The sequence below is a fragment of the Phyllobacterium sp. 1468 genome (assembly GCF_031455525.1).
GTDB lineage: Bacteria > Pseudomonadota > Alphaproteobacteria > Rhizobiales > Rhizobiaceae > Phyllobacterium.
Window position 1 is genome coordinate 24757 of record NZ_JAVDSX010000012.1, and the last position, 21537, is coordinate 46293.

The window sequence follows — 21537 nt, forward strand, 5'->3', positions numbered from 1 at the left end:
TCTGCCTGTTTCGTATGCAATTTCGTAATAGCCTATCCTTTAGACAGATCATTGCCTCTTCGCAAGGCATTGCGCGCCGTGAATGGCCGGATTTCGACCCAGTCGTTGCTAAAGTTCTGGTCTTTCCGTTTGGCAAAGGGTAACGCAGTCTGCATCGAACGGAGAGAAGCGTGCCGGGGAAGTCTGACAATAAGGAAATGCGGGTAGCTGCGGTCATTGTGGCGGCCGGACGCGGTGAACGCGCAGGCCAAAGCGTTGAAGGACCAAAGCAATATCGCAAGATCGGCGGGGAAGCCGTACTGGCGCACACGATGCGCGCATTTCTTGATTGCCCGTTGATCGACCACGTCGTTGTCGTCATCCACAAGGAAGACAATGCACTGTTCGCCCTGGCTCTTGGAGATCATGCCGAGCGCGTTACTGCTGTGGTAGGAGGACCAACCCGACAGGAATCGACACGTCTCGGGCTTCTGGCTCTAAAGGAAAAAACGCCGGATCACGTGTTGATCCACGACGGTGTTCGCCCCTTTATTTCCGCAGATCTACTCGAGCGGGTCATTTTCAATCTGACCCCGCATATCGGGGTCCTGCCGGTCCTTGCCGTGTCGGATACGTTGAAAGCTGCCGGATCGGACGCGATGGTCAGCGCAACGGTACCGCGCGCGGGCCTGTATGCGGCGCAGACTCCGCAAGCATTTCCCTATTTGCCGATCCTCGATGCGCATAACGCAGCATTTACAGCCGGCCGATCCGACTTCACCGACGATTCAGCCATCGCCGAATGGCATGGCCTGCCGGTGCGAATCGTTGAAGGATCGGTCGACAACACGAAATTGACCTGGGCAAAGGATATCGAAATGGCCGACGATCGCCTGTCGCAAAAGTATTCCGCATTTCCGGACGTGCGCACCGGGAACGGCTATGATGTCCATGCTTTCGAACCAGGCAATGGTGTGATGCTTGCCGGCGTATTCATCGCACATGATCAAAAGCTGTCCGGGCACTCGGACGCCGACGTTGCCCTCCATGCTTTGACCGACGCCCTGCTCGCAACACGCGGCGCTGGCGATATCGGAACACATTTTCCGCCGTCCGAGCCGCAATGGAGGGGCGCCGCCTCGCATATCTTCGTGGAACACGCGGTGAAAATCGTCAAGGAAGCCGGCGGCAGGATTGCCAATGCCGATGTCACACTGATCTGCGAAGCGCCGAAAGTAGGCCCGCACCGTGAGGCTATGACTGCAGCATTGTCGAAAATGCTGGGAATTTCCGCGGATCGCATTTCCATCAAAGCCACGACCAACGAGAAACTTGGTTTTATCGGCCGCAAGGAAGGCATTGCAGCCATTGCGACGGCATCTGTGATCTACCCGGGAGGGCTGCCGGAATGAGCGGGCTAATCGCAGAAGCCAAGGCAATTGCGGTCCTTGAAGCCTGCCGACGCCACGGCATTCTGCTGGCCACGGCTGAATCCTGCACCGGCGGTTTGATCGCAGCGTCGCTGACCGATATCGGTGGTTCCTCCGATGTCGTCGATCGGGGGTTCGTCACCTATTCTAACGAAGCCAAGCAAGAAATGATTGGCGTCCCGGGCGAATTGATCGCCAAACACGGTGCGGTATCTGAGGAAGTCGCGGTGGCTATGGCCACAGGCGCCCTTGCACATTCGCACGCAGGCGTTGCGGTTTCAGTGACAGGTATCGCCGGACCCGGCGGCGGTTCGGACCTGAAACCGGTAGGACTGGTCTGGTTTTCGCTGGCTTTGAAAGACAAGCCGCCGGTCGCAGCCCGCCACTTGTTTGTTGATCACGGCCGCGCAGCAATCCGCAATGCCGCCGTCAATACTGCCCTTGATATGCTTCTGCAGGCGTTACGCTAGGACTACCGGTTACGCACCGGATGGCAATAACAGCATCAACGCGCCTATTGCAGCAACGACGAGGCCCGGCCAATTCGCTTTCAACCCGAGAAACCGCATACCCCGATGCGGCGGTTCAAGGCCGGCAGACTCCCCATTGCGCGAATGGGGTTCACTCATCTTGCCGCGATAAACCGCAATTCCGGCCATATATAGAAGTCCGCAAAAAACGAATAGCGCACCGATCAGTTTGGTTGTTAACATGACAACCTCCTTGCGAATAACGTAACGGATAGCCTGCGGTTTCGTTCCTGCGGTGCGGACCGGACAGCGCGGCGGATCAGCCGCCGTAGATTGAGTCCGCTCGTTTTTCAAAAGCTTCGGTAAATTTCCTGAAGGCGATGTCGAACATCGACCCCATGAGAAAACCGAGCGTGCGGCTCTTGAATTCATAATCGATATAGAATTTCACCGCTGAATGTTCTGGATTTTCATCCGGGACGAATTGCCAGCGGTTATCGAGATAGCGGAATGGCCCATCTATGTATTTGGTGATGATGACCTTCTCTTGGGGCTTCAAAAGAACCTGGCTGGTGAAGGTCTCACGGATCAGCTTGTAGCCGACAGTCATGTCGGCAATAAGCAACGTCTTGCCATGACTTTCCTTGCGTGAACGCACTTTCAGGCTCTCGCACATCGGCAGGAATTGCGGATAAGTCTCAATATCGGCGACCAGATCAAACATCTGTTCGGCGCGATGCTTCACATGGCGGGTCGTTTCAAATTTCGGCATCGGTCAGGCGCGGTTTGCGTGCAGCGCCTCGCGTGCAGCCTTCAGCCTTGCGAAATCTTCACCGGCATGATGCGATGAGCGTGTTAGCGGGCTCGACGCAACCACCAGGAAGCCTTTGGTTTTGGCTATCGTTGCATAGGATTTGAATTCGTCCGGCGTTACATAGTTCAGCACCGCGTGATGTTTGCGTGTTGGCTGTAGATACTGGCCGATCGTCATGAAATCCACATCGGCCGAGCGCAGATCATCCATCAGCTGCAGAACTTCGTTACGCTCCTCGCCAAGACCCACCATGATGCCGGATTTTGTAAAGATCGTCGGATCAAGTTCCTTCACCCGCTGCAACAGGCGGATTGAGTGGAAGTACCGCGCGCCCGGACGAACTTTGAGATAATTGGACGGAACAGTCTCAAGATTGTGGTTGAAGACATCTGGACGGGCTGCCACGACAATTTCCAAAGCGCCTTCCTTACGCAGGAAATCCGGAGTCAGAATCTCGATGGTCGTGCCGGGCGAAATACGGCGGATGGCATGGATCACATCGGCAAAATGCTGAGCGCCACCATCGGCAAGATCGTCGCGATCGACCGAGGTGATAACCACATGCTGCAAGCCCATCTTCAAAACGGCCTTGCCCACATTCTCGGGCTCATGGGGATCAAGTGCGGTTGGCAGACCGGTTGCGACGTTGCAGAACGCACAGGCACGAGTGCAAATCTCACCCATGATCATGAAAGTCGCGTGTTTCTTGTCCCAGCACTCGCCGATATTAGGGCAGCCGGCCTCTTCGCACACCGTGACGAGATTATGCGAGCGCACAATATCACGCGTTTCCGAATAGCCTTTGGACACGGGAGCCTTGACTCTGATCCAGTCGGGCTTCTTCAATATCTCCGAATCCGGCCGATGCGCCTTTTCCGGATGCCGAAGACGCCGCTTTTGATCGATCGTGTCGAGTACCGTTACCATTCTAATGTCCTAGCTTGCGGGCCTGGCTTTGCCGAAAACCCACAGGATGAGAATTGCGCCAACTGTCGCAACGATCAGATTTCCAAAGAAACCATAGAAGTTGAAATCCAGCAGACCAGCCAGCGTGCCGCCAACGAAAGAACCGGCAATGCCGACAAGGATATTGGTCAACAGGCCATGATTACGGTTCGTTGCCTTTTCTGCGATATACCCCGCGAGGAATCCTATAAGCAGCATGCCAAAGAATCCGACACCCGGCATGCCCATAATACCAACTGGTTGATCCATACGCTTGTCTCCCCCTAACCCTTGTTTGCCGCAATTGCGGACGCACAACCGCCTCACACTTTTGCTGCAATTGTTTTAGCGTCCTGATGCCATGGCGATTGCGCGCAACACCAAAGCCCATATAGCACCGAAAAGAAAACCACCCAACCCGCAAGCCAAGGTAACAATCCAGACACCAAACCAACCGCCGATTGCGGTTCCGTTAATGGATATGGTGTTGCCTGAAACCAGACTCAAGGCGGACGGCACAAACCCGAGCCCAATGCCGATCAAGGTCGACCATTTGAGGATCGCCCATGAAAGGTTGATCCAGGGTCCGCTATCCTTGATCGTAACCAGAGCCAATTTCCTTTCACTTACGCGTTTAACACACGGCCATAAGCATCCAGCACGCTTTCCTTCATCATTTCCGACAAGGTCGGATGCGGGAAGACAGTATGCATCAATTCTTCTTCGGTCGTTTCGAGGTTCATGGCGACGACGAAGCCCTGGATAAGCTCTGTGACTTCCGCACCGACCATGTGGGCGCCGATCAGCTGGCCGGTCTTTTTGTCGAAAATGGTCTTGACCAGGCCTTGATCTTCGCCAAGCGCAATCGCCTTGCCGTTTGCGGCAAAGGGGAAACGCCCCACGCGAACCTCGCGGCCATTTTCCTTGGCCTTCGCTTCAGTAAGACCAACGGACGCAACCTGGGGCTGGCAATAGGTACAGCCTGGGATCTTATCCTTCTCGATCGGGTGGACGCCCGGGAAGTTTGCGATCTTCTCGATACAAATCACACCTTCGTGCTCAGCCTTATGCGCCAGCATCGGTGGTCCGGCTACATCACCAATAGCGTAAACGCCGGGCACGTTGGTGTTGCCGTAACCGTCGACGACGACGCAACCACGATCGGTCTTTACGCCCAAAGCCTCGAGCCCGAGATTTTCGATATTTCCCTGAACACCAACCGCCGAGATCAGGCGGTCAGCGGTGATCTTCTCTATCTTGCCGTCTTTGGTCTCGACATGCGCGGTGATCGAATTCGCGGCCTTGTCGACCTTCGTCACCTTGGCGTCGGTAATGATTTTCATACCCTGCTTTTCGAACTGCTTGCGAGCGATCCCGGAGATTTCGGCATCCTCCACAGGCATGACGTTTGACAGCAGTTCGACGACAGTCACCTCTGCGCCCATGGAACGGTAGAACGACGCAAATTCGATCCCGATCGCACCAGATCCCATGACCACGAGTGATTTAGGCATTTCCGGCGGCACCATTGCTTCGAAATAGGTCCAGATCAGCTTGCCGTCCGGCTCGATGCCCGGTAGCGCGCGCGGGCGTGCGCCAGTAGCGAGAATGATATGTTTAGCCGAATAACTACCTTCACTGAGAGTATTCTTCGGCAGTGGCGGTTGTGGCTCCATCGGCTTTTTCGATGTCTTGGAGACAACGATCTCGCCGGGCTTGGTCAGCTTGGCCTCTCCCCAGATCACGTCGACCTTGTTCTTCTTCATCAGGAATCCGACGCCGGCATTGAGCCGACCCGAAACACCGCGTGAACGCTGAACGACCGCTTTGACGTCCGCGGAAATCTTTCCCTCGATGGTCAAGCCATAATCCTTGGCATGCTGGCCATAGTGAAAAATCTCTGCCGAGCGCAACAAGGCTTTGGTCGGTATACAACCCCAGTTCAGGCAGATGCCGCCAAGATGTTCACGCTCGACGATTGCGGTCTTGAAACCAAGCTGTGCGGAGCGGATGGCGGTAACGTAGCCGCCCGGGCCCGAACCAATGATGATCACGTCGTAATTATTGGCCAAGACCTTGGTCCTCCTGCTTAAAGCTCGAGTATATCTCGAACGATGGGTGCAATGGCTTTACCGATTGCCCGTGTATTCTCTGCATCAAGATGTACGCCATCCAATGGCGATGTTCTGGCGACCGATCCCGCATCGAAAAATGCACAATCGGCAAGTTCAGCGGCATTTTTGTAAAAGACCGCGAGCAGGCGTGACTGTTCGATGCCCTGTTCGAAAGTCCGTTGGAAGTCCAGTTCGTCAATCGCCGTAAGGGCGGGAGGCGACATGATCAGGATTTTCGGCGGCTTCGCATTCATTTGATAGGGCGCCGTACGAACGATCTCGATCAAGCGCTGCATGCCGCGCTTGGTACCTTGTGCATTGCCGCAAATGAAAGTCTTCATATCATTGCTGCCGAGCATGATGATCACGAGATCGAGCGGAAAATGCGTGCCAAGGACTGTGGTCAGCGTCTTCGCGCCGTTGCGTTCAAACCCGGACAAATGGTCGTCAAAAGCCGTCGTCCGGCCGTTCAACCCATCAGTAACGACATGAACCCCGTCACCGAGCTCAGTTCGAAGGACCTCCGGCCAGCGATCCTTTAGCGCATGGCGACCCGATCCATCGGGAATGTATCCCCAGGTCAGCGAGTCGCCATAGCAAAGTACCGTTTTCATGTGCCCCTCAGACCAGCATGCCCATCGGGTTTTCGATATGACGTTTGAAGGCCTGGGCAAGTTCTGCACCCAAGGCGCCGTCAACGGCACGGTGATCAGTCGAAAGCGTCACGGACATGACGGTTGCAACCTTGATCTCACCTTTCTTGACGACCGCCCGCTCTTCGCCCGCGCCGATCGCAAGAATGGTTGCGTGCGGCGGGTTGATGATGGCCGCGAAATCCCTGACACCAAACATGCCGAGATTGGAGACGGCGGTCGTTCCGCCCTGATATTCCTCGGGCTTCAACTTGCGGTCGCGAGCGCGCTTGGCAAGATCCTTCATCTCATTTGAGATAGTGGAAAGCGTCTTTTCTTCAGCCTTGCGAATGATCGGCGTGATCAAGCCTCCGGGAATGGAAACAGCGACGCCGACATCCGAATGCTTGTGCTTGACCATGTTGGCTTCGGTCCAGGAGACATTCGCCTCGGGAACGTCGCGCAGCGCCAGCGCCATCGCCTTGATGATCATGTCGTTGACGGAGAGCTTGTAGGCCGGAACATCGCCCTTCTCCGTTTTGTGCATTGGCGAAGCGGCGTTGATCTGCGCGCGAAGAGCCAAAAGCGCATCAAGCTCACAATCCACCGTCAGGTAGAAATGCGGAACCGTCGACTTGGCTTCGAGCAGCCGCTTGGCGATGGTCTTGCGCATGCCGTCATGCGGTACGAGCTCGTAAGAGCCTTGCTCGAACAGTTTGAGCACCGCATCGTCAGACATTGGCTTCGGTGCCGCCGGCGCCGCGGCGGTTGGCGCGGCTCCCGCAACGGGAGCAGCTTTGGCTCCACCACCGGAAATCGCCGCCTCGACGTCCTTCTTGATCACTCGGCCATGTGGGCCCGATCCTGTCACAGCGCCGAGATCAATACCTGCATCCTTGGCGATCCGCCGCGCAAGCGGTGACGAAAACGGACGATCGCCGGTTTTGGCAGGCGCGGACGTTGCTGCCGGTGCTGGAGCAGCCGCCGTCTGTGGCGCTTCAGCCTTCGGGGCTTTAGGCGCGGCTTCGGCCTTTTTCTCTTCTTTCGGTGCTTCCGCCTGGGCTGGCGCCGCTGCATCGCCGCCGCCACCTTTGGCGGCAGCCGCGACGTCCTCGCCCTCGCCCGCCAGAATAGCGATGAGTGCGTTGACCTTGACGCCTTCTGTGCCGGCAGGAACAACGATCTTGGCTACAGTACCTTCGTCGACCGCTTCGACTTCCATCGTCGCCTTGTCAGTCTCGATTTCGGCGATGACATCACCGGACGTGACCTTGTCGCCTTCCTTGACCAGCCACTTGGCAAGATTGCCTTCTTCCATCGTAGGAGAAAGCGCCGGCATGGTGATATTTATCGGCATATCGGGTTCCTCCCCTTAGGCGGTGTAGGTCACGGCTTTGACGGCGTCGATGATTTCCTGAACATTAGGCAAAGCCAGCTTTTCAAGGTTTGCCGCATAGGGCATCGGTACATCTTTGCCGGCGATGGTCAGGATCGGTGCATCGAGATAATCGAAGGCCTGCTGCATGACGCGGGTTGCGATTTCGGTTCCAACCGAGGACTGCGGGTAACCTTCTTCAATCGTGACGCAACGTCCCGTCTTCTTTACCGATTCAATGACGGTTGGGATGTCCATCGGCCGGATCGTCCGCAAATCGATGATTTCGGCGTCGATGCCCATCTTCGCAAGCTCGGCTTCCGCCTTCACCGTGTAATTCATGCCGATGCCGAAAGAAACGAGCGTTACGTCCTTGCCCTTCTTGTGAATGCGGGCCTTGCCGATCGGCAGAACGAAATCGTCAAGCTTCGGGACATCGAACGAGTGACCGTAAAGTATTTCATTTTCGAGGAAGATCACCGGATTGGGATCGCGGATGGCAGCCTTGAGCAACCCCTTCGCATCGGCAGCCGTATAAGGCATCACGACCTTCAGACCCGGAATATGGCTGTACCAAGCGGCGTAACATTGCGAGTGCTGGGCAGCAACCCGGGCAGCAGCGCCGCTTGGACCGCGGAACACCATCGGTGCACCCATCTGACCGCCGGACATATAGAGTGTCTTGGCCGCGGAATTGATGATCTGGTCAATCGCCTGCATGGCAAAGTTGAAAGTCATAAACTCGACGATCGGACGCAGACCGGTCATCGCGGCACCAACACCGACGCCGGCAAAGCCGTGCTCTGTGATCGGCGTATCAACAACGCGGCGCGGACCGAACTCGTCAAGCAGACCTTGCGTGATTTTGTAAGCGCCCTGATATTCGGCGACTTCCTCACCCATGATGAAGACGTTGGGATCGCGGCGCATTTCTTCCGCCATCGCGTCGCGCAGCGCTTCGCGGACAGTGGTCGAAACCATCTCGGTTCCCTCGGGAATATCCGGATCTGCCGCGACTTCGGCCTTAGGCGCTGCTGGAACGGACGCAGCAGGTGTTTCCGCCACAGCTTCCTGTTTCGGAGCTTCTTCCGCAGGCGCCTCAGCATTGGCAGCCTTCGGGGCGCTAGCGGCATCGGCGCTTTCGCCTTCACCCAGCAGAACGGCAATTACCGCATTGACTTTTACGTTGTCGGTGCCTTCCGGAACGAGGATCTTGCCCAGCGTCCCTTCATCGACCGCCTCGACTTCCATCGTTGCCTTGTCGGTCTCGATCTCAGCGAGCACATCACCGGAAGTAACCTTGTCGCCTTCCTTTTTCAGCCATTTCGACAGTTTGCCCTCTTCCATAGTCGGCGAGAGCGCGGGCATCAGAATTTCTACAGGCATGATAGCGCCCCCCCTTAAAGCAGAATGTCGGTGTAAAGCTCGGATGGATCCGGCTCAGGATCTGACTGGGCGAAATCGGCAGCATCGGCCACGATATCGCGAACGTCCTTGTCGATCTTCTTCAGGTCGTCCTCAGTGGACCATCCGTTTTCGATCAACCGGTGCTTCACCTGCTCAATGGGATCATGGTCGGAGCGCATTTTCTGCACTTCGTCCTTGGAACGGTATTTGGCCGGATCCGACATGGAATGGCCGCGATACCGGTAAGTCTGCATTTCAAGAATCATCGGCCCCTTGCCGGAGCGTGCCCAGGCTGCGGCCTCTTCACCTGCGGCATTGACCGCACGCACGTCCATCCCGTCGACTTGAATTCCGGGAATGTTGAAGGAGATGCCGCGCTTGGAAAAATCCGTCTCGGCCGAAGCGCGCGAAACCGATGTGCCCATCGCGTAACGGTTGTTCTCGATGATGTAGATAACCGGCAGCTTCCACAGCGAAGCCATATTGAAGCTCTCGTAAACCTGGCCTTGGTTGGCAGCACCATCGCCAAAGTAAGCCAGCGAAACATTGCCGTTATCGCGATACCGATTGGCGAATGCCAAGCCTGTTCCAAGCGAGACCTGAGCACCCACGATGCCGTGACCGCCATAAAAATGCTTCTCCTTGGAGAACATGTGCATCGAACCGCCCTTCCCCTTGGAAAGGCCGCCGCGCCGTCCTGTCAACTCCGCCATGACACCACGCGGGCTCATGCCGCAAGCCAGCATGTGACCATGGTCGCGATAGCCGGTGATAACCTGATCACCTTCCTTCAGCGACATCTGCATGCCGGTGACGACGGCTTCTTGACCGATGTAGAGATGGCAGAAACCACCAATGAAACCCATACCGTAAAGCTGACCGGCCTTTTCTTCAAATCGGCGGATCAGCAGCATGTGCCGGTAGGCTTCTAATTCTTGTTCCTTGGTAAACTGGATCGGTTTCGGTGCTTTAATAGCGGAGGTCTGCGCAGAACGCGCAGGGCTTTTTTTCGCCCTCGTGGCCATATCTCACTCCCTGTGAATTGGTCGCACGAGAATAGCAGCCGGGGCGGAACTTACAATATGCAGAATCGAATAAGTGCTATGCAAATAAGTTGTTCAAAATACAGAGAAAAACAGTGATTAACCGGAATTCAGTTAATAGCTAAATCACCCGAGCCACGCATTATAGTGACTTCGTCCGGCCGAGATACATTCAGCCCCTTGCGGGCCTGTTCGTCTAGCATATCCTTCTCGATCGTACCATCATGCATAAGTTGAACCTGGCGTTCAAGCTCGGAACGCGTCGCCTTGACTGCGTCGAGTTGCGCTTGCAGCAACTGGGTTTGCTCTTGCAGCTTGATTGTAGAATAGAGTCCGTATTCGCCATGGTAGGCGTGAAAACCAAAATAGGCGAAAAACAGAGTGGAGAGCAACGGAACGATCAACCGCCCCCGTTTGGTTTTTTTTCGCTGTTTTGTCCACATTTCCATAGACCCGCAAACCCAAGGAATCAGACTCAATCGCCCGATTTTTCACCGGTCCATAAGACAATGTTTTGCTTAACAGGCGATTACCAACGGCGCGGGGCAAAACGAAATGGCGGGCATTACGCCCGCCATTTCGGATGTAATTGTCAGGCGCTGCGGAAGATACTGCGCCCTGCATAACTTGCCTGCGGTCCCAGCTCTTCCTCGATGCGGATAAGCTGGTTGTATTTCGCGACCCGGTCTGAACGGGCGAGCGAGCCGGTCTTGATCTGTCCGCAATTGGTTGCAACGGCGAGATCGGCGATGGTCGTGTCTTCAGTTTCTCCCGAGCGATGCGACATGACCGCAGTGTAGGCAGCGCGATGCGCAGTATCGACAGCATCGAACGTTTCGGAAAGTGTGCCGATCTGGTTGACCTTGACGAGGATCGAGTTCGCGACGCCCATCTTGATGCCATCGCGCAGGCGGGCCGAATTGGTGACGAACAAATCATCGCCAACCAGCTGGCACCTGTTACCAACGAGCTCCGTCAGATATTTCCAGCCATCCCAATCGTCTTCAGCCATCCCGTCTTCAATAGTAATGATCGGATAATCGCCGACAAGCTTGGCGAGGTATTTCGCCTGGGTCTTCGGATCGCGTGATTTCTTCTCGCCCTCATAGACGTAATTATCGTCCTTGAAGAATTCGGTCGAGGCGCAATCGAGACCAAGCGCGATTTCTTCGCCTGGCTTGAAACCCGCCTTTTCGATCGACTCCATAATGAAATCCAGGGCGTGCTGCGCCGTCTTCAGGTTTGGTGCGAAACCACCCTCATCACCGACATTGGTGTTGTGGCCTGCATCTTTCAAGCGCTTCTTCAATGTGTGGAACACTTCCGAGCCATAACGAACTGCCTCAGCAAAAGTAGACGCGCCGACCGGCAAGATCATGAATTCCTGAAAGTCGATGGGGTTGTCGGCATGCGCACCGCCGTTGATGATGTTCATCATCGGCACAGGCAATACATGAGCGCTCGGGCCGCCGAGATACCGATAGAGCGGCAGGCCAGATGCTTCAGCGGCGGCTTTGGCAACGGCAAGGGAGACGCCCAGAATCGCGTTGGCCCCGAGACGGCTCTTGTTCGGCGTACCATCGAGGTCGATCATCGTCTGATCGATGTGGATTTGGTTCTCCGCTTCCATGCCGCCGATAGCATCGAACAACTCACCATTGACCGCGTCGACAGCCTTTTCAACACCCTTGCCGAGATAGCGTGTGCCACCATCGCGTAATTCGACTGCTTCGTGCGCACCGGTCGAGGCACCGGAGGGTACGGCCGCGCGGCCCATGGAACCGTCTTCGAGAACGACATCGACTTCAACAGTCGGGTTCCCGCGGCTGTCCAGAATCTCGCGGCCAATAATATCGACAATAGCAGTCATGGAGTATTCCCTTTCAATGAGCATTGAGCCTTGGGCTGGCCACTGAATAGCGAATGAACATGACAAGGAAAATCCCCACAAAGACGAATTGTGGATCAAAACAGAAAAAAGGCCGTCAGTGACGGCCTCAATTCATAGGATAGGGCCCGTTAGGCTGCAACATCGTTGTAATAAGTGAACGACCGCTCACGGACCTGACGACCATCATCTTCGGTCAGTTCGGTTATGCCATGAGCTGGGGCTTGTTCCAGCTGTTCCTTGGTGAAGGGCACAACATAGCCGCCCGTTGCCTCATCGAAGTCGAGGAGCTTCCAGGGCACGGCATGATATTTTTCGCCAATTCCTAGGAAGCCGCCAAAGCCGACGACCGCAAACATGATGCCGTCCGTGGTCTTGTCGAGCATGACATCTTCGATTTCACCAATCTTGTCGCCGCTGTTGTTGTACACATTGGTACCGATGACGCGCGACGCGCGAATAGCTTTCGTATGTCCTGAGCTGGTTGGCATTGCTTTTCTCCTCTTTCGTTGCCTATGAGGATAATGAGCAAGGCCGCATCACGGTTGCATCAAAACGTAATTTTCTGCGAAGGAACCTTTAGGTCAATTCGCCTTGGCAATCCGGTCGAATTCCAGAAGCTTTTCGAGAAGCCGCGGCATCTGATCGAGCGGGACCATGTTCGGGCCATCGGACGGCGCATTGTCGGGGTCCTGATGCGTCTCGATGAATACACCTGCAACACCGACAGCCACAGCCGCGCGCGCCAGCGTTTCGACAAACTCGCGCTGACCGCCTGTCGAGCCACCCTGCCCGCCCGGCTGCTGCACCGAATGGGTCGCATCGAAAATGACCGGGGGCCCAAAACCCGCCATGATAGGCAGGGACCGCATATCGGAGACAAGCGTATTGTAGCCAAAGGAAGCACCGCGCTCAGTGACCATCACGTTGGGATTGCCGCTTTCCGTAACCTTGGCAATGACATTCTTCATATCCCATGGCGCAAGGAACTGGCCCTTCTTGATGTTGACGATCTTGCCGGTGTTGGCAGCCGCGACCAGAAGATCGGTCTGCCGGCAAAGGAAAGCCGGGATTTGCAAGACATCGACCACTTGGCCAAGGATGATACATTGCTCTTCCGTATGGACGTCGGTCAGCGTCGGCAAACCCAGCTCACTACGGATATCGGCGAATACCGGCAGGGAATTCTCCAGTCCGAATCCACGCTTTCCGGTCAACGAGGTGCGGTTGGCCTTGTCGAAGCTCGACTTGTAGACGAGGCCAATCCCGAGTTTTCCCGTCAGTTCCTTCAGCGCTCCGGCCATATCGAATGCATGCTGACGACTTTCCATCTGGCAAGGTCCAGCGATGAGAGACAACTGGCCAGTGTTGGAAAATACAACATTGCCGGCGGAAACCGTAGAATTCAGGGACATCAGAAAGCCTCAAATGCGATGGCAGCACCCTGACCTGGTGCCTTGTGCACAATCAGGCGGGAGCCACGCTTTTCGAAAGGTATATTGTTGTTGGTCAGCAGAGTTTCAACCGCAGCGAGATCACGCACGCCCAGCACGAACGCTAGAAGCCGGCAACCACGCTCGGTTTCGGAAACCTCGATTCCAAGGAACGATCGCAAGCCCTGTGGTGTGAACACTGTCACGTTGGCATTCGCGGCACGCAGATCCATACCGAACGAGTGCGCGTTGACGTCGCGTTGGCTGATGATCTCCTGCAGTGGATATTGGAAATCCGTCGGATTGATTTCGGACAGGATGACTTCGCGTAGTGCGACCGCGCCATTCTGGTGCATCTGCAGCGAAGTGCGATCAACCTTGGGCGTGTTCACCCGCTCGCATGTGAAGAAGAAAACGTCTGGTGCGCGCAAATCAGCCGCAAAAGCCAAGCGGAATCCCGCCACATCCGATTTCCCGTCGGGCGTTACGAACGGACGCGAGAAATTGAGGATATCGCCGGCGGAAATGCCCGCTTTGACGAAAGCCTCGTGATCGCCAAGCGCGTCATGCGTGCCCATGACCAGAGCGGAGAAGCCTTCATTGCCATTGCGGAACCGCCAGGCCTGATCGCGGGCGACAAAGACATTGCCGCTCCGCGCCTCTTCCTCGCACGTCTCACGCTGGCCGACTGCCAGAAATTCGAGAAAGCAGTCATCACCGAAGAAGACGCAGACATTTTCGGTGCCAAATGGATGCTTCCCGACGGGCGCTACGATGAAGCCCAGCTGTTCTAGACGCTCGCGCGCGACTTCAAGATCAGCGGTCGGCAGAACCAGATGATCGACAGGACGCGGGGTGCGGGGCGATGAAATGGTCATGTCAGATCGCCCCAACGATTTTTGTCACACCAGCCGGTTCTGTGCCATTGCCGCATTGATGAACGACGCAAAAAGTGGATGCGGTTCGAACGGGCGAGACTTCAATTCCGGGTGGTACTGAACGCCGATAAACCAGGGATGGTCGGGATACTCGATCGTTTCGGGCAATACGCCATCCGGCGACATGCCAGAGAACACGAGGCCGCACTCTTCCAGGCGATCCTTATAGTCAATGTTTACTTCGTAGCGATGACGGTGACGTTCCGAAATATCGGTCGACCCGTAAATATCAGCGATGCGCGTACCGGATTTAAGCAAAGCTTCGTAGGCACCAAGCCGCATCGTTCCGCCGAGATCGCCGGACTGCGCACGCTTCTCCAGCATGTTCCCTTTGAGCCACTCCGTCATCAGACCGACAACAGGTTCGCTGGTCGGGCCGAACTCACTTGAAGATGCTTTCTCGACCCCTGCCAGTGATCTCGCCGCTTCGATCACCGCCATCTGCATGCCGAAGCAAATACCGAAGTACGGCACCTTCTTCTCCCGTGCAAATTTCGCCGCTAGAATCTTGCCTTCTGAGCCGCGCTCGCCGAAGCCGCCGGGCACCAGAATGCCATGTACCTTCTGCAGATAGGGCGCCGGGTCTTCCTGCTCAAAAATTTCCGATTCAATCCAGTCGAGATTGACCTTCACCTTGTTGGCCATGCCGCCATGGTGCAGCGCTTCGATCAACGACTTGTAGGCGTCCTTGAGGCCCGTATATTTGCCGACGATGGCAATCGTCACTTCGCCTTCGGGATTGTGAATACGCTGGCTGACCTCATCCCAACGCTCCATGCGGGGCTTTGGGGCGGGATCGATGCCGAACGCGGCAAGGACTTCAGAATCTAGGCCCTCCTTGTGGTAGGCCATCGGAACGTCGTAGATCGTGTCCACATCGAGCGCCTGGATAACTGCGGATGCGCGCACGTTGCAAAACAATGACAGCTTTCGACGCTCGGATTCCGGAATCTCGCGATCAGCCCGAATCAAAAGGATGTCCGGCGCGATGCCAATTGACCGCAGTTCCTTGACGGAGTGCTGCGTCGGCTTGGTCTTGAGTTCCCCTGCTGCCGGAATATACGGCATCAACGTCAGGTGAATATAAACAGCGGTGCCTCGCGGCAAATCATTGCCAAGCTGGCGGATAGCCTCAAGGAACGGCATCGCTTCAATATCGCCGACCGTACCGCCAATTTCACACAAGACGAAGTCATAATCCTCATTGCCTTCGACAATGAAATTCTTGATCTCGTCGGTAACGTGCGGGATGACCTGAACAGTCGCGCCGAGGTAGTCTCCGCGGCGTTCCTTCTCGATGATGTTTCGGTAGATCCGCCCAGTGGTGATATTGTCCTGTTTGTTGGCAGGACGCCCAGTGAAGCGCTCGTAGTGACCAAGGTCGAGGTCAGTTTCAGCACCATCGTCGGTCACGAAGACCTCGCCATGCTGGTATGGCGACATCGTGCCGGGGTCGACGTTCAGATAAGGATCGAGCTTGCGAATCCGTACACGGTATCCACGAGCCTGGAGGAGTGCCGCCAAAGCGGCAGCAGCGATGCCTTTTCCGAGGGAAGAAACCACGCCGCCAGTGATGAAAACATATCGGGCCATGGGCTTATCTCGTTAGTCCTTTGCAACTGATTTGGCCACAAAAAAATTCGGCCCGAAAGCCGTTTTCCCCGTCCCAATTATTTTCCATTCCAAACGAAACGGCCAGACGCGAGGTCTGGCCGTTCCAACAAATTCAACGATAGTTCTTACAGAACAATAACTTCCGTGCCAATGCTGACGCGGTTATAAAGATCGATCACATGGTCATTGACCATACGGAAGCAGCCGTTCGATGCGGAACTTCCAATGCTTGAAGGCACAATCGTTCCATGAATGCGGATGTGCGTGTCCTTGTTGCCCTGCGACAAGTAAAGTGCGCGCGCACCGAGCGGATTGCCTGGGCCGCCATCCATGCCGTTTTCATATTTGGCGTAGTGGGCAGGTTCTCGTTCGATCATCTCTTTGGTCGGAATCCAGCGCGGCCATTCACGTTTCGTCTGCACCACGGCCGTTCCCTTGAATTCAAGACCCTCCTTGCCGACTGCAATTCCGTAGCGGCGAGCCGTGTACGAGCTTTCGACGAGGTAGAGGAACTTTGCCTTCGGATCAATCACGATCGTGCCCGGCTTGTAGCCCGTGAACTCAACGTCCTGGGGCATGTATTTCGGGTCGATCCCATATTTGTTCTTGGCTTTGGCAGGCTGCACCGGCTTGCGCACTTCTGCAACCTCGATCGGCTGCGCTGCAGCTTGGGCATCAGCGTCGGCCTTGTCATTGCCGCCAAGCCCGAATGGATTCAGAATTTTTTTGATAATTGGTTCTGCGGATGCCGGGCCCGACAAGGCCAGGAGCGACATTCCTATAAGCAGAGAGCGACGTGACAGCATAGTTTTAAAGTTCCCGCGTAGATTGCAAAACGCCATCAGCAGCGTTTGCGAGGCCCCCAAGGCCAATCTGATATCGCGATATCCGAAGACCGGTTTCTTCTCAATGCAAATCACTGTGAAGAATACCACAGAATCATTGTTCGCATCAAAGGGTTGCGGAAGCGCAACACATTTTACGCACTTCCTTCAATCAAACGATTTAACCGTCCGAATTACTGCGAATTCGGGACCGGATTTGCCGGTTGCGCGGGCGTAACCGGAGCTGTCGGCGCAGGTAGCGTCGATTCGGGCGCCGGAGCAGTGGAACCTGGCGCTGCCGAACCGGCTGCCGGCGCATCGGAGGCAGGCGGCGTCGCATTATTGGACGAAGGGCCGCCCAGCTGGTTGAGAATGCCACCACTCGTCGGAGGCTGCTGGCCTGCGGGCTGAGTGCCAGTAGTCGTCGGGATACGGTTGAGAATATCAGTCGGATTTTCACCGTACCGGGCCATGATGCCGAGCGCCAAGGACGTAATGAAGAAACCCGTTGCAAGGATCGCCGTCGCCCGTGTCAGAACGTTTGCAGCGCCTCGGGCCGTCATGAACCCGGAGCCGCCACCAATTCCAAGACCGCCGCCCTCGGAGCGCTGCATGAGCACGACCCCGACAAGAGCAAGTACAATCAGAAGGTGAATCACGATGACGACGGTTTGCATGGGGTATTTTCTGCTTTCTAGGGGTCGGACGCGGCTCTTTACACCGTATCGGCCAATAAACCAAGCCCGTCAGGTGACAGTTTTCTTGCGCTTTTCGCGGTTTTTCCGTTGCTCAAAGCGAATGATACGCCTCACAGATGGCTAGGAAGTCCGCTGCTTTCAAGCTTGCCCCACCAACAAGCGCGCCGTCGACATTTTCGACCCCCAGAAGCTCCACCGCGTTGGCCGGCTTTACCGATCCGCCATAGAGGATGCGCATCTTGGCCCCTTCACCGCCGAAACGCGTGCTTAACGCCGAACGGATAAAGGTATGCACTTCCTGTACATCCTTGGCGGTCGGTGTCAGACCTGTTCCAATGGCCCATACGGGTTCATAGGCTATAATGCTGTTGTCGGCGTTGGCACCATCAGGAACCGAACCCGAAAGCTGTGTAGCAACCACGCCGAGTGTAGCGCCTGCCTGGCGCTGCGCTTCTGTCTCGCCAATACAGATGATCGCCACAAGCCCCGCATCCCACGCTGCCCTCGCCTTTGCGTTGATCATTTCGTCCGTCTCGCCATTGTCCGCCCGGCGTTCGGAATGTCCGACAATCACATGGGATGCGCCGGCATCTTTCAGCATGTCCGCCGAGATACAACCGGTATACGCACCTGACTTCTTTGTATGGCAATCCTCGCCGCCGATACTCAACGCTTCACCCTCGACGGATTGAGCAGCACGGAAGACAAGCGTTGCAGGCACACAGATCAACGCGTCGATCTTTTCGCCGATCGCAGAATTGGGCCTGTTGACGATGATACGCAGTTCCTCGAGCGACTCTCCGGTACCATTCATTTTCCAGTTACCGGCAACCAGCGGACGAACATCTGGGGTCATTGGGCGTTCCTTATGCGATTGTTTTGGCAATTTCTCAGGCATTTGATCGTCTGACTAGCAAATTCACTCGATAAAGCAATCGACACAAGCCTTCCATGACGCTATTCCCCTTTTGGATTCAATTAAGCCTCTTGACTGATACGGTGACTTTTAATGCTCGACTCTCTCCGCAATGTTGCACAGACCTGGGTGGTCAAGGTGCTCATGGGCCTTCTCGTGATCAGCTTTGCCGGATGGGGTGTTTCCAACACGATCCTTGGCGCCATTGGTGGCAGTGCGGCCATCCGCGCCGGCCATTCCGAAGTATCGCCAGTTGATTACCGCTTGGCCTACGACCGCCAACTGGCTGCACTATCGCAGCGATTCGGTCAGCGCCTCACGCGCGAGCAGGCCGACGCCATCGGAATTGGTCATCAGGTGCAGGGACAGTTGGTTGCCGGCGTGGTTCTCGACGAACAGGCGCGCACAATGTCGCTCGGCCTGTCAAAGGATCGTCTGGCACAGCTCGCCGCTGAAGATCCGGCATTCCAGGGCGCCGATGGCCGCTTCAATCCGGCACAGTTTGATATGGTGCTTCGCAACGCCGGTATGAGCCCGCAAAGCTATCTCGACAACCGTGCACAGGTCGCACGCCGTCAGCAGATCGTCGAAGCTGTTGCCGATGGCGTCAAGGCGCCCGACACTCTCCTTAAAGCTGTTGCTCTTTATAAGGGCGAGTCACGCACGATCGATTACGTCGCCATGCCCAAGAGCTTCGTGAGCGATATTGCCGATCCCAGCGATGCGGATCTGAAGACATATTTCGATGCAAACAAGGAAGTCTACGGCGCGCCGCAGTACCGCAAGGTTAGTTATGTCAAGCTTGAGCCGAAGGATATCGCCAATCCCGCTTTGGTGACATCCGAAGAGATCAAGACCGAATACGACAAGAACATCGCGCGCTATTCCACACCGGAAACGCGCACCATCGAACAGTTGACCTTTGCAAATGAAGATGCAGCAAAGGCTGCACATGACAAGATCGCGGCAGGAACCAGCTTCGACGATATCGTCAAGTCGGAAGGCAAGACGATGGATGACGTTCGTCTTGGCACGTTCCCGAAAACCGGTCTCCCCGATCAATCGATTGCGGATCCGATCTTCGCGCTTCAGGCAAACGGCGTCAGCGACGTGTTGAAGGGTGCGTTTGGGCCAGTTCTCGTACGCGTATCGGCCATCAATCCTGCGGTCACCAAGCCTCTCACCGAAGTCGAGAAGGATATTCGTGAGACCATTGCTTTGACACAGGCAGCGTCCGCGATTGCCGACGTCCATGATGCCTATGAGAATGCGCGGGCTGACGGCGCGAGCATGGCAGAGGCGGCAGCAAAGCAGAACCTGAAGATCGTAACGATTGATGCTGTCGATTCCAGTGGCCGCGGCACCGATGAGAAGGAAATTCCCAATCTGCCCTTCGATGAGAACCAGTTGGCAGCAGTCTTTCAGGCGGACGTCGGTTTCGACAATGAACCGTTCAACCTCGGCACGAACAGCTATCTCTGGTATGACGTCGACAGCGTAACGCCGGCCCGCGAGCGCCCGCTTGATGAAGTAAAGCCCCGAGTTGTTGCGGCGTGGAAGGCGGCTGAAGCGGAAAAGCGTCTCAACGAGAAAGCCGAGGAGGTGCGCAAGCGCGTCGCCGGCGGCACATCGCTCGACGATATCGCGGCAGAATTCAAATTCACCAAGGATACGAAACGCGGCATTACGCGCCAGAGCAAGGATACGGATCTCGGCGAAGGCGGCGTTGCATCGGTCTTCGATGGTCCGGAAGGACTTGTTGGTGTGACCGAGTCGGCCTCCGACGGCTCGAAACTCATCTTCAAGGTTGCAGAGTCGATTGAACCGGCGAATGCCGGACCGGAAACCCTGACGACCGTGGAACGCGATGCATTCGGTTCTCGTATTGCCGACGACCTGCTCGACCAGCTCGTCGCGCAATTGCAGACCGTGTATCCAGTTTCCATCAACCAGACCGTAATCAATCAGGCACTTGCACGTTAGGTCAGACAGAAAATGGCTGAATTAAAGCGCTTCATCGGTATAGCGGCTACAGGCAAGGCGCTCTCGCAGGAGGAAGCCGTCGAGGCCTTCGACATCATGATGTCGGGACAGGCAACGCCGGCGCAGATCGGTGCGCTGTTGATGGCGCTGCGGGTGCGTGGCGAGAATATCGACGAAATCAGCGGCGCTGTCTCCGCCATGCGTTCCAAGATGCTGAGGGTGAATACCTCTTCGAATGCGATCGATATTGTCGGAACAGGTGGCGATCAGTCGGGCTCCTACAACGTGTCCACATGTGCCGCATTCGTTGCCGCGGGTGCCGGTGTTCCCGTCGCCAAACACGGCAATCGCGCCTTGTCATCGCGTTCCGGTGCGGCTGATACGCTTGCGGCTCTTGGAATCAACATTGAAATTGGCCCAGAACTGATTGCCACCTGCATCGAACAGGCCGGGATCGGCTTCATGTTCGCGCCGATGCACCACCCAGCCATGAAGCATGTTGGCCCGGCACGCGTCGAGCTGGGCACACGCACAATCTTCAACCTGCTTGGTCCTTTGACGAATCCGGCAGGCGTCAAACGTCAACTGGTCGGCGTGTTCGCGCCTGAATGGGTCGAGCCCATAGTGCATGTGCTGAAAAACCTCGGATCCGAAGCCGTTTGGGTCGTGCATGGCGATGGTCTGGACGAGATTACCACGGCCGGCGTGACCAAAGTGGCGGCGCTGGAAAACGGCAAAGTTCGCACTTTCGAGATCGATCCGGAATCCTTTGGCTTGCGGCTGGTGGATCCCCAGGATTTGAAGGGTGGAACGGCTGATGAGAATGCCGTTTCCCTTCTTTCGGTGCTCGATGGGGCGCACGGCGCATATCGTGACATTACCCTGTTCAATGCCGGTGCAGGGCTTGTAATTGCCGGTGCAGCCGCCGATCTCAAGATTGGCATCGAAATGGCGGCACATTCGATTGACAGCGGTGCTGCCCGAAATGTGCTTAAAAAGCTGGTCCATGTTTCCAATAGCGAGGCACTTTGACC

The 21537-nt window shown here is 56.0% G+C and carries 23 protein-coding genes; 4 read left to right on the forward strand and 19 right to left on the reverse strand.

Going from position 1 to position 21537, the window contains the following annotated elements; all coding sequences use genetic code 11:
* Nucleotides 1-197 precede the first annotated feature (197 nt).
* Nucleotides 198-1391, forward strand: a complete 1194-nt coding sequence (locus tag J2X72_RS23050) for a bifunctional 2-C-methyl-D-erythritol 4-phosphate cytidylyltransferase/2-C-methyl-D-erythritol 2,4-cyclodiphosphate synthase (protein ID WP_310075981.1) — start codon at nucleotides 198-200, stop codon at nucleotides 1389-1391.
* Nucleotides 1388-1879 carry a CinA family protein gene (locus tag J2X72_RS23055; protein WP_310075771.1) on the forward strand — a complete coding sequence of 164 codons (492 nt, stop codon included), beginning with the start codon at nucleotides 1388-1390 and terminating at the stop codon, nucleotides 1877-1879. The genes J2X72_RS23050 and J2X72_RS23055 overlap by 4 nt, the downstream gene beginning before the upstream one ends.
* A gap of 9 nt (nucleotides 1880-1888) precedes the next feature.
* Here the strand turns inward: J2X72_RS23055 and J2X72_RS23060 are convergent, their stop codons facing one another.
* The 19 genes from J2X72_RS23060 to tpiA all read right to left on the reverse strand — a co-directional run bounded on the left by J2X72_RS23060 (nucleotide 1889) and on the right by tpiA (nucleotide 18460).
* Nucleotides 1889-2122, reverse strand: coding sequence for a hypothetical protein (locus tag J2X72_RS23060; RefSeq protein ID WP_210003700.1), 234 nt, complete (start codon nucleotides 2120-2122; stop codon nucleotides 1889-1891).
* A gap of 76 nt (nucleotides 2123-2198) precedes the next feature.
* Nucleotides 2199-2651 (reverse strand): type II toxin-antitoxin system RatA family toxin, encoded by a 453-nt coding sequence (locus J2X72_RS23065; RefSeq protein ID WP_310075774.1) that lies wholly within the window; start codon nucleotides 2649-2651, stop codon nucleotides 2199-2201.
* Between the two features lie 3 nt (nucleotides 2652-2654).
* Entirely contained in the window at nucleotides 2655-3620 is a 966-nt protein-coding gene (gene lipA / locus J2X72_RS23070) for a lipoyl synthase (protein ID WP_310075776.1), read from the reverse strand.
* Between the two features lie 9 nt (nucleotides 3621-3629).
* A complete protein-coding gene (locus J2X72_RS23075; RefSeq protein WP_112529219.1) occupies nucleotides 3630-3908 on the reverse strand; it encodes a GlsB/YeaQ/YmgE family stress response membrane protein in 279 nt (92 codons plus the stop codon).
* Nucleotides 3909-3983: 75 nt separating this feature from the next.
* Nucleotides 3984-4253: a hypothetical protein gene (locus tag J2X72_RS23080; protein WP_405044769.1), complete on the reverse strand. Its 270-nt coding sequence runs from the start codon at nucleotides 4251-4253 to the stop codon at nucleotides 3984-3986.
* Nucleotides 4254-4264: 11 nt separating this feature from the next.
* On the reverse strand, nucleotides 4265-5710 hold the full coding sequence (gene lpdA / locus J2X72_RS23085; RefSeq protein WP_310075779.1) for a dihydrolipoyl dehydrogenase: 1446 nt from the start codon (nucleotides 5708-5710) through the stop codon (nucleotides 4265-4267).
* Between the two features lie 17 nt (nucleotides 5711-5727).
* Nucleotides 5728-6366, reverse strand: a complete 639-nt coding sequence (locus J2X72_RS23090) for an SGNH/GDSL hydrolase family protein (RefSeq protein ID WP_310075781.1) — start codon at nucleotides 6364-6366, stop codon at nucleotides 5728-5730.
* Nucleotides 6367-6373: 7 nt separating this feature from the next.
* Nucleotides 6374-7741 (reverse strand): pyruvate dehydrogenase complex dihydrolipoamide acetyltransferase, encoded by a 1368-nt coding sequence (locus J2X72_RS23095; RefSeq protein ID WP_310075783.1) that lies wholly within the window; start codon nucleotides 7739-7741, stop codon nucleotides 6374-6376.
* A gap of 15 nt (nucleotides 7742-7756) precedes the next feature.
* The gene (locus J2X72_RS23100) at nucleotides 7757-9145 is read right to left on the reverse strand and encodes a pyruvate dehydrogenase complex E1 component subunit beta (RefSeq protein ID WP_310075785.1); all 1389 of its coding nucleotides are present in this window, start codon (nucleotides 9143-9145) and stop codon (nucleotides 7757-7759) included.
* A 14-nt stretch (nucleotides 9146-9159) separates the two neighbouring features.
* Nucleotides 9160-10191, reverse strand: a complete 1032-nt coding sequence (gene pdhA, locus J2X72_RS23105; protein ID WP_224506686.1) for a pyruvate dehydrogenase (acetyl-transferring) E1 component subunit alpha — start codon at nucleotides 10189-10191, stop codon at nucleotides 9160-9162.
* A gap of 128 nt (nucleotides 10192-10319) precedes the next feature.
* Nucleotides 10320-10652, reverse strand: coding sequence for a septum formation initiator family protein (locus J2X72_RS23110; protein WP_114430194.1), 333 nt, complete (start codon nucleotides 10650-10652; stop codon nucleotides 10320-10322).
* Between the two features lie 149 nt (nucleotides 10653-10801).
* Nucleotides 10802-12079: a phosphopyruvate hydratase gene (eno, locus tag J2X72_RS23115; protein WP_210003692.1), complete on the reverse strand. Its 1278-nt coding sequence runs from the start codon at nucleotides 12077-12079 to the stop codon at nucleotides 10802-10804.
* Between the two features lie 149 nt (nucleotides 12080-12228).
* The gene (locus J2X72_RS23120; RefSeq protein WP_210003691.1) at nucleotides 12229-12588 is read right to left on the reverse strand and encodes a PRC-barrel domain-containing protein; all 360 of its coding nucleotides are present in this window, start codon (nucleotides 12586-12588) and stop codon (nucleotides 12229-12231) included.
* A 93-nt stretch (nucleotides 12589-12681) separates the two neighbouring features.
* Entirely contained in the window at nucleotides 12682-13515 is an 834-nt protein-coding gene (gene kdsA, locus J2X72_RS23125) for a 3-deoxy-8-phosphooctulonate synthase (protein WP_310075984.1), read from the reverse strand.
* Entirely contained in the window at nucleotides 13512-14408 is an 897-nt protein-coding gene (locus tag J2X72_RS23130) for a VOC family protein (protein WP_310075789.1), read from the reverse strand. The genes kdsA and J2X72_RS23130 overlap by 4 nt, the downstream gene beginning before the upstream one ends.
* A gap of 24 nt (nucleotides 14409-14432) precedes the next feature.
* Complete coding sequence (locus J2X72_RS23135) at nucleotides 14433-16061, reverse strand: CTP synthase (protein WP_310075792.1); 1629 nt, start codon at nucleotides 16059-16061, stop codon at nucleotides 14433-14435.
* 146 nt (nucleotides 16062-16207) lie between these two features.
* Complete coding sequence (locus J2X72_RS23140) at nucleotides 16208-16888, reverse strand: L,D-transpeptidase (RefSeq protein WP_210003688.1); 681 nt, start codon at nucleotides 16886-16888, stop codon at nucleotides 16208-16210.
* 212 nt (nucleotides 16889-17100) lie between these two features.
* The gene (secG, locus tag J2X72_RS23145; RefSeq protein ID WP_310075795.1) at nucleotides 17101-17583 is read right to left on the reverse strand and encodes a preprotein translocase subunit SecG; all 483 of its coding nucleotides are present in this window, start codon (nucleotides 17581-17583) and stop codon (nucleotides 17101-17103) included.
* A gap of 112 nt (nucleotides 17584-17695) precedes the next feature.
* Nucleotides 17696-18460 (reverse strand): triose-phosphate isomerase, encoded by a 765-nt coding sequence (gene tpiA / locus J2X72_RS23150; protein ID WP_310075797.1) that lies wholly within the window; start codon nucleotides 18458-18460, stop codon nucleotides 17696-17698.
* 153 nt (nucleotides 18461-18613) lie between these two features.
* Between tpiA and J2X72_RS23155 the strand changes: the two genes are divergently transcribed.
* Nucleotides 18614-20503, forward strand: coding sequence for a SurA N-terminal domain-containing protein (locus tag J2X72_RS23155; RefSeq protein ID WP_310075799.1), 1890 nt, complete (start codon nucleotides 18614-18616; stop codon nucleotides 20501-20503).
* Between the two features lie 12 nt (nucleotides 20504-20515).
* Complete coding sequence (trpD, locus tag J2X72_RS23160; RefSeq protein ID WP_310075801.1) at nucleotides 20516-21535, forward strand: anthranilate phosphoribosyltransferase; 1020 nt, start codon at nucleotides 20516-20518, stop codon at nucleotides 21533-21535.
* Nucleotides 21536-21537: the final 2 nt, after the last annotated feature.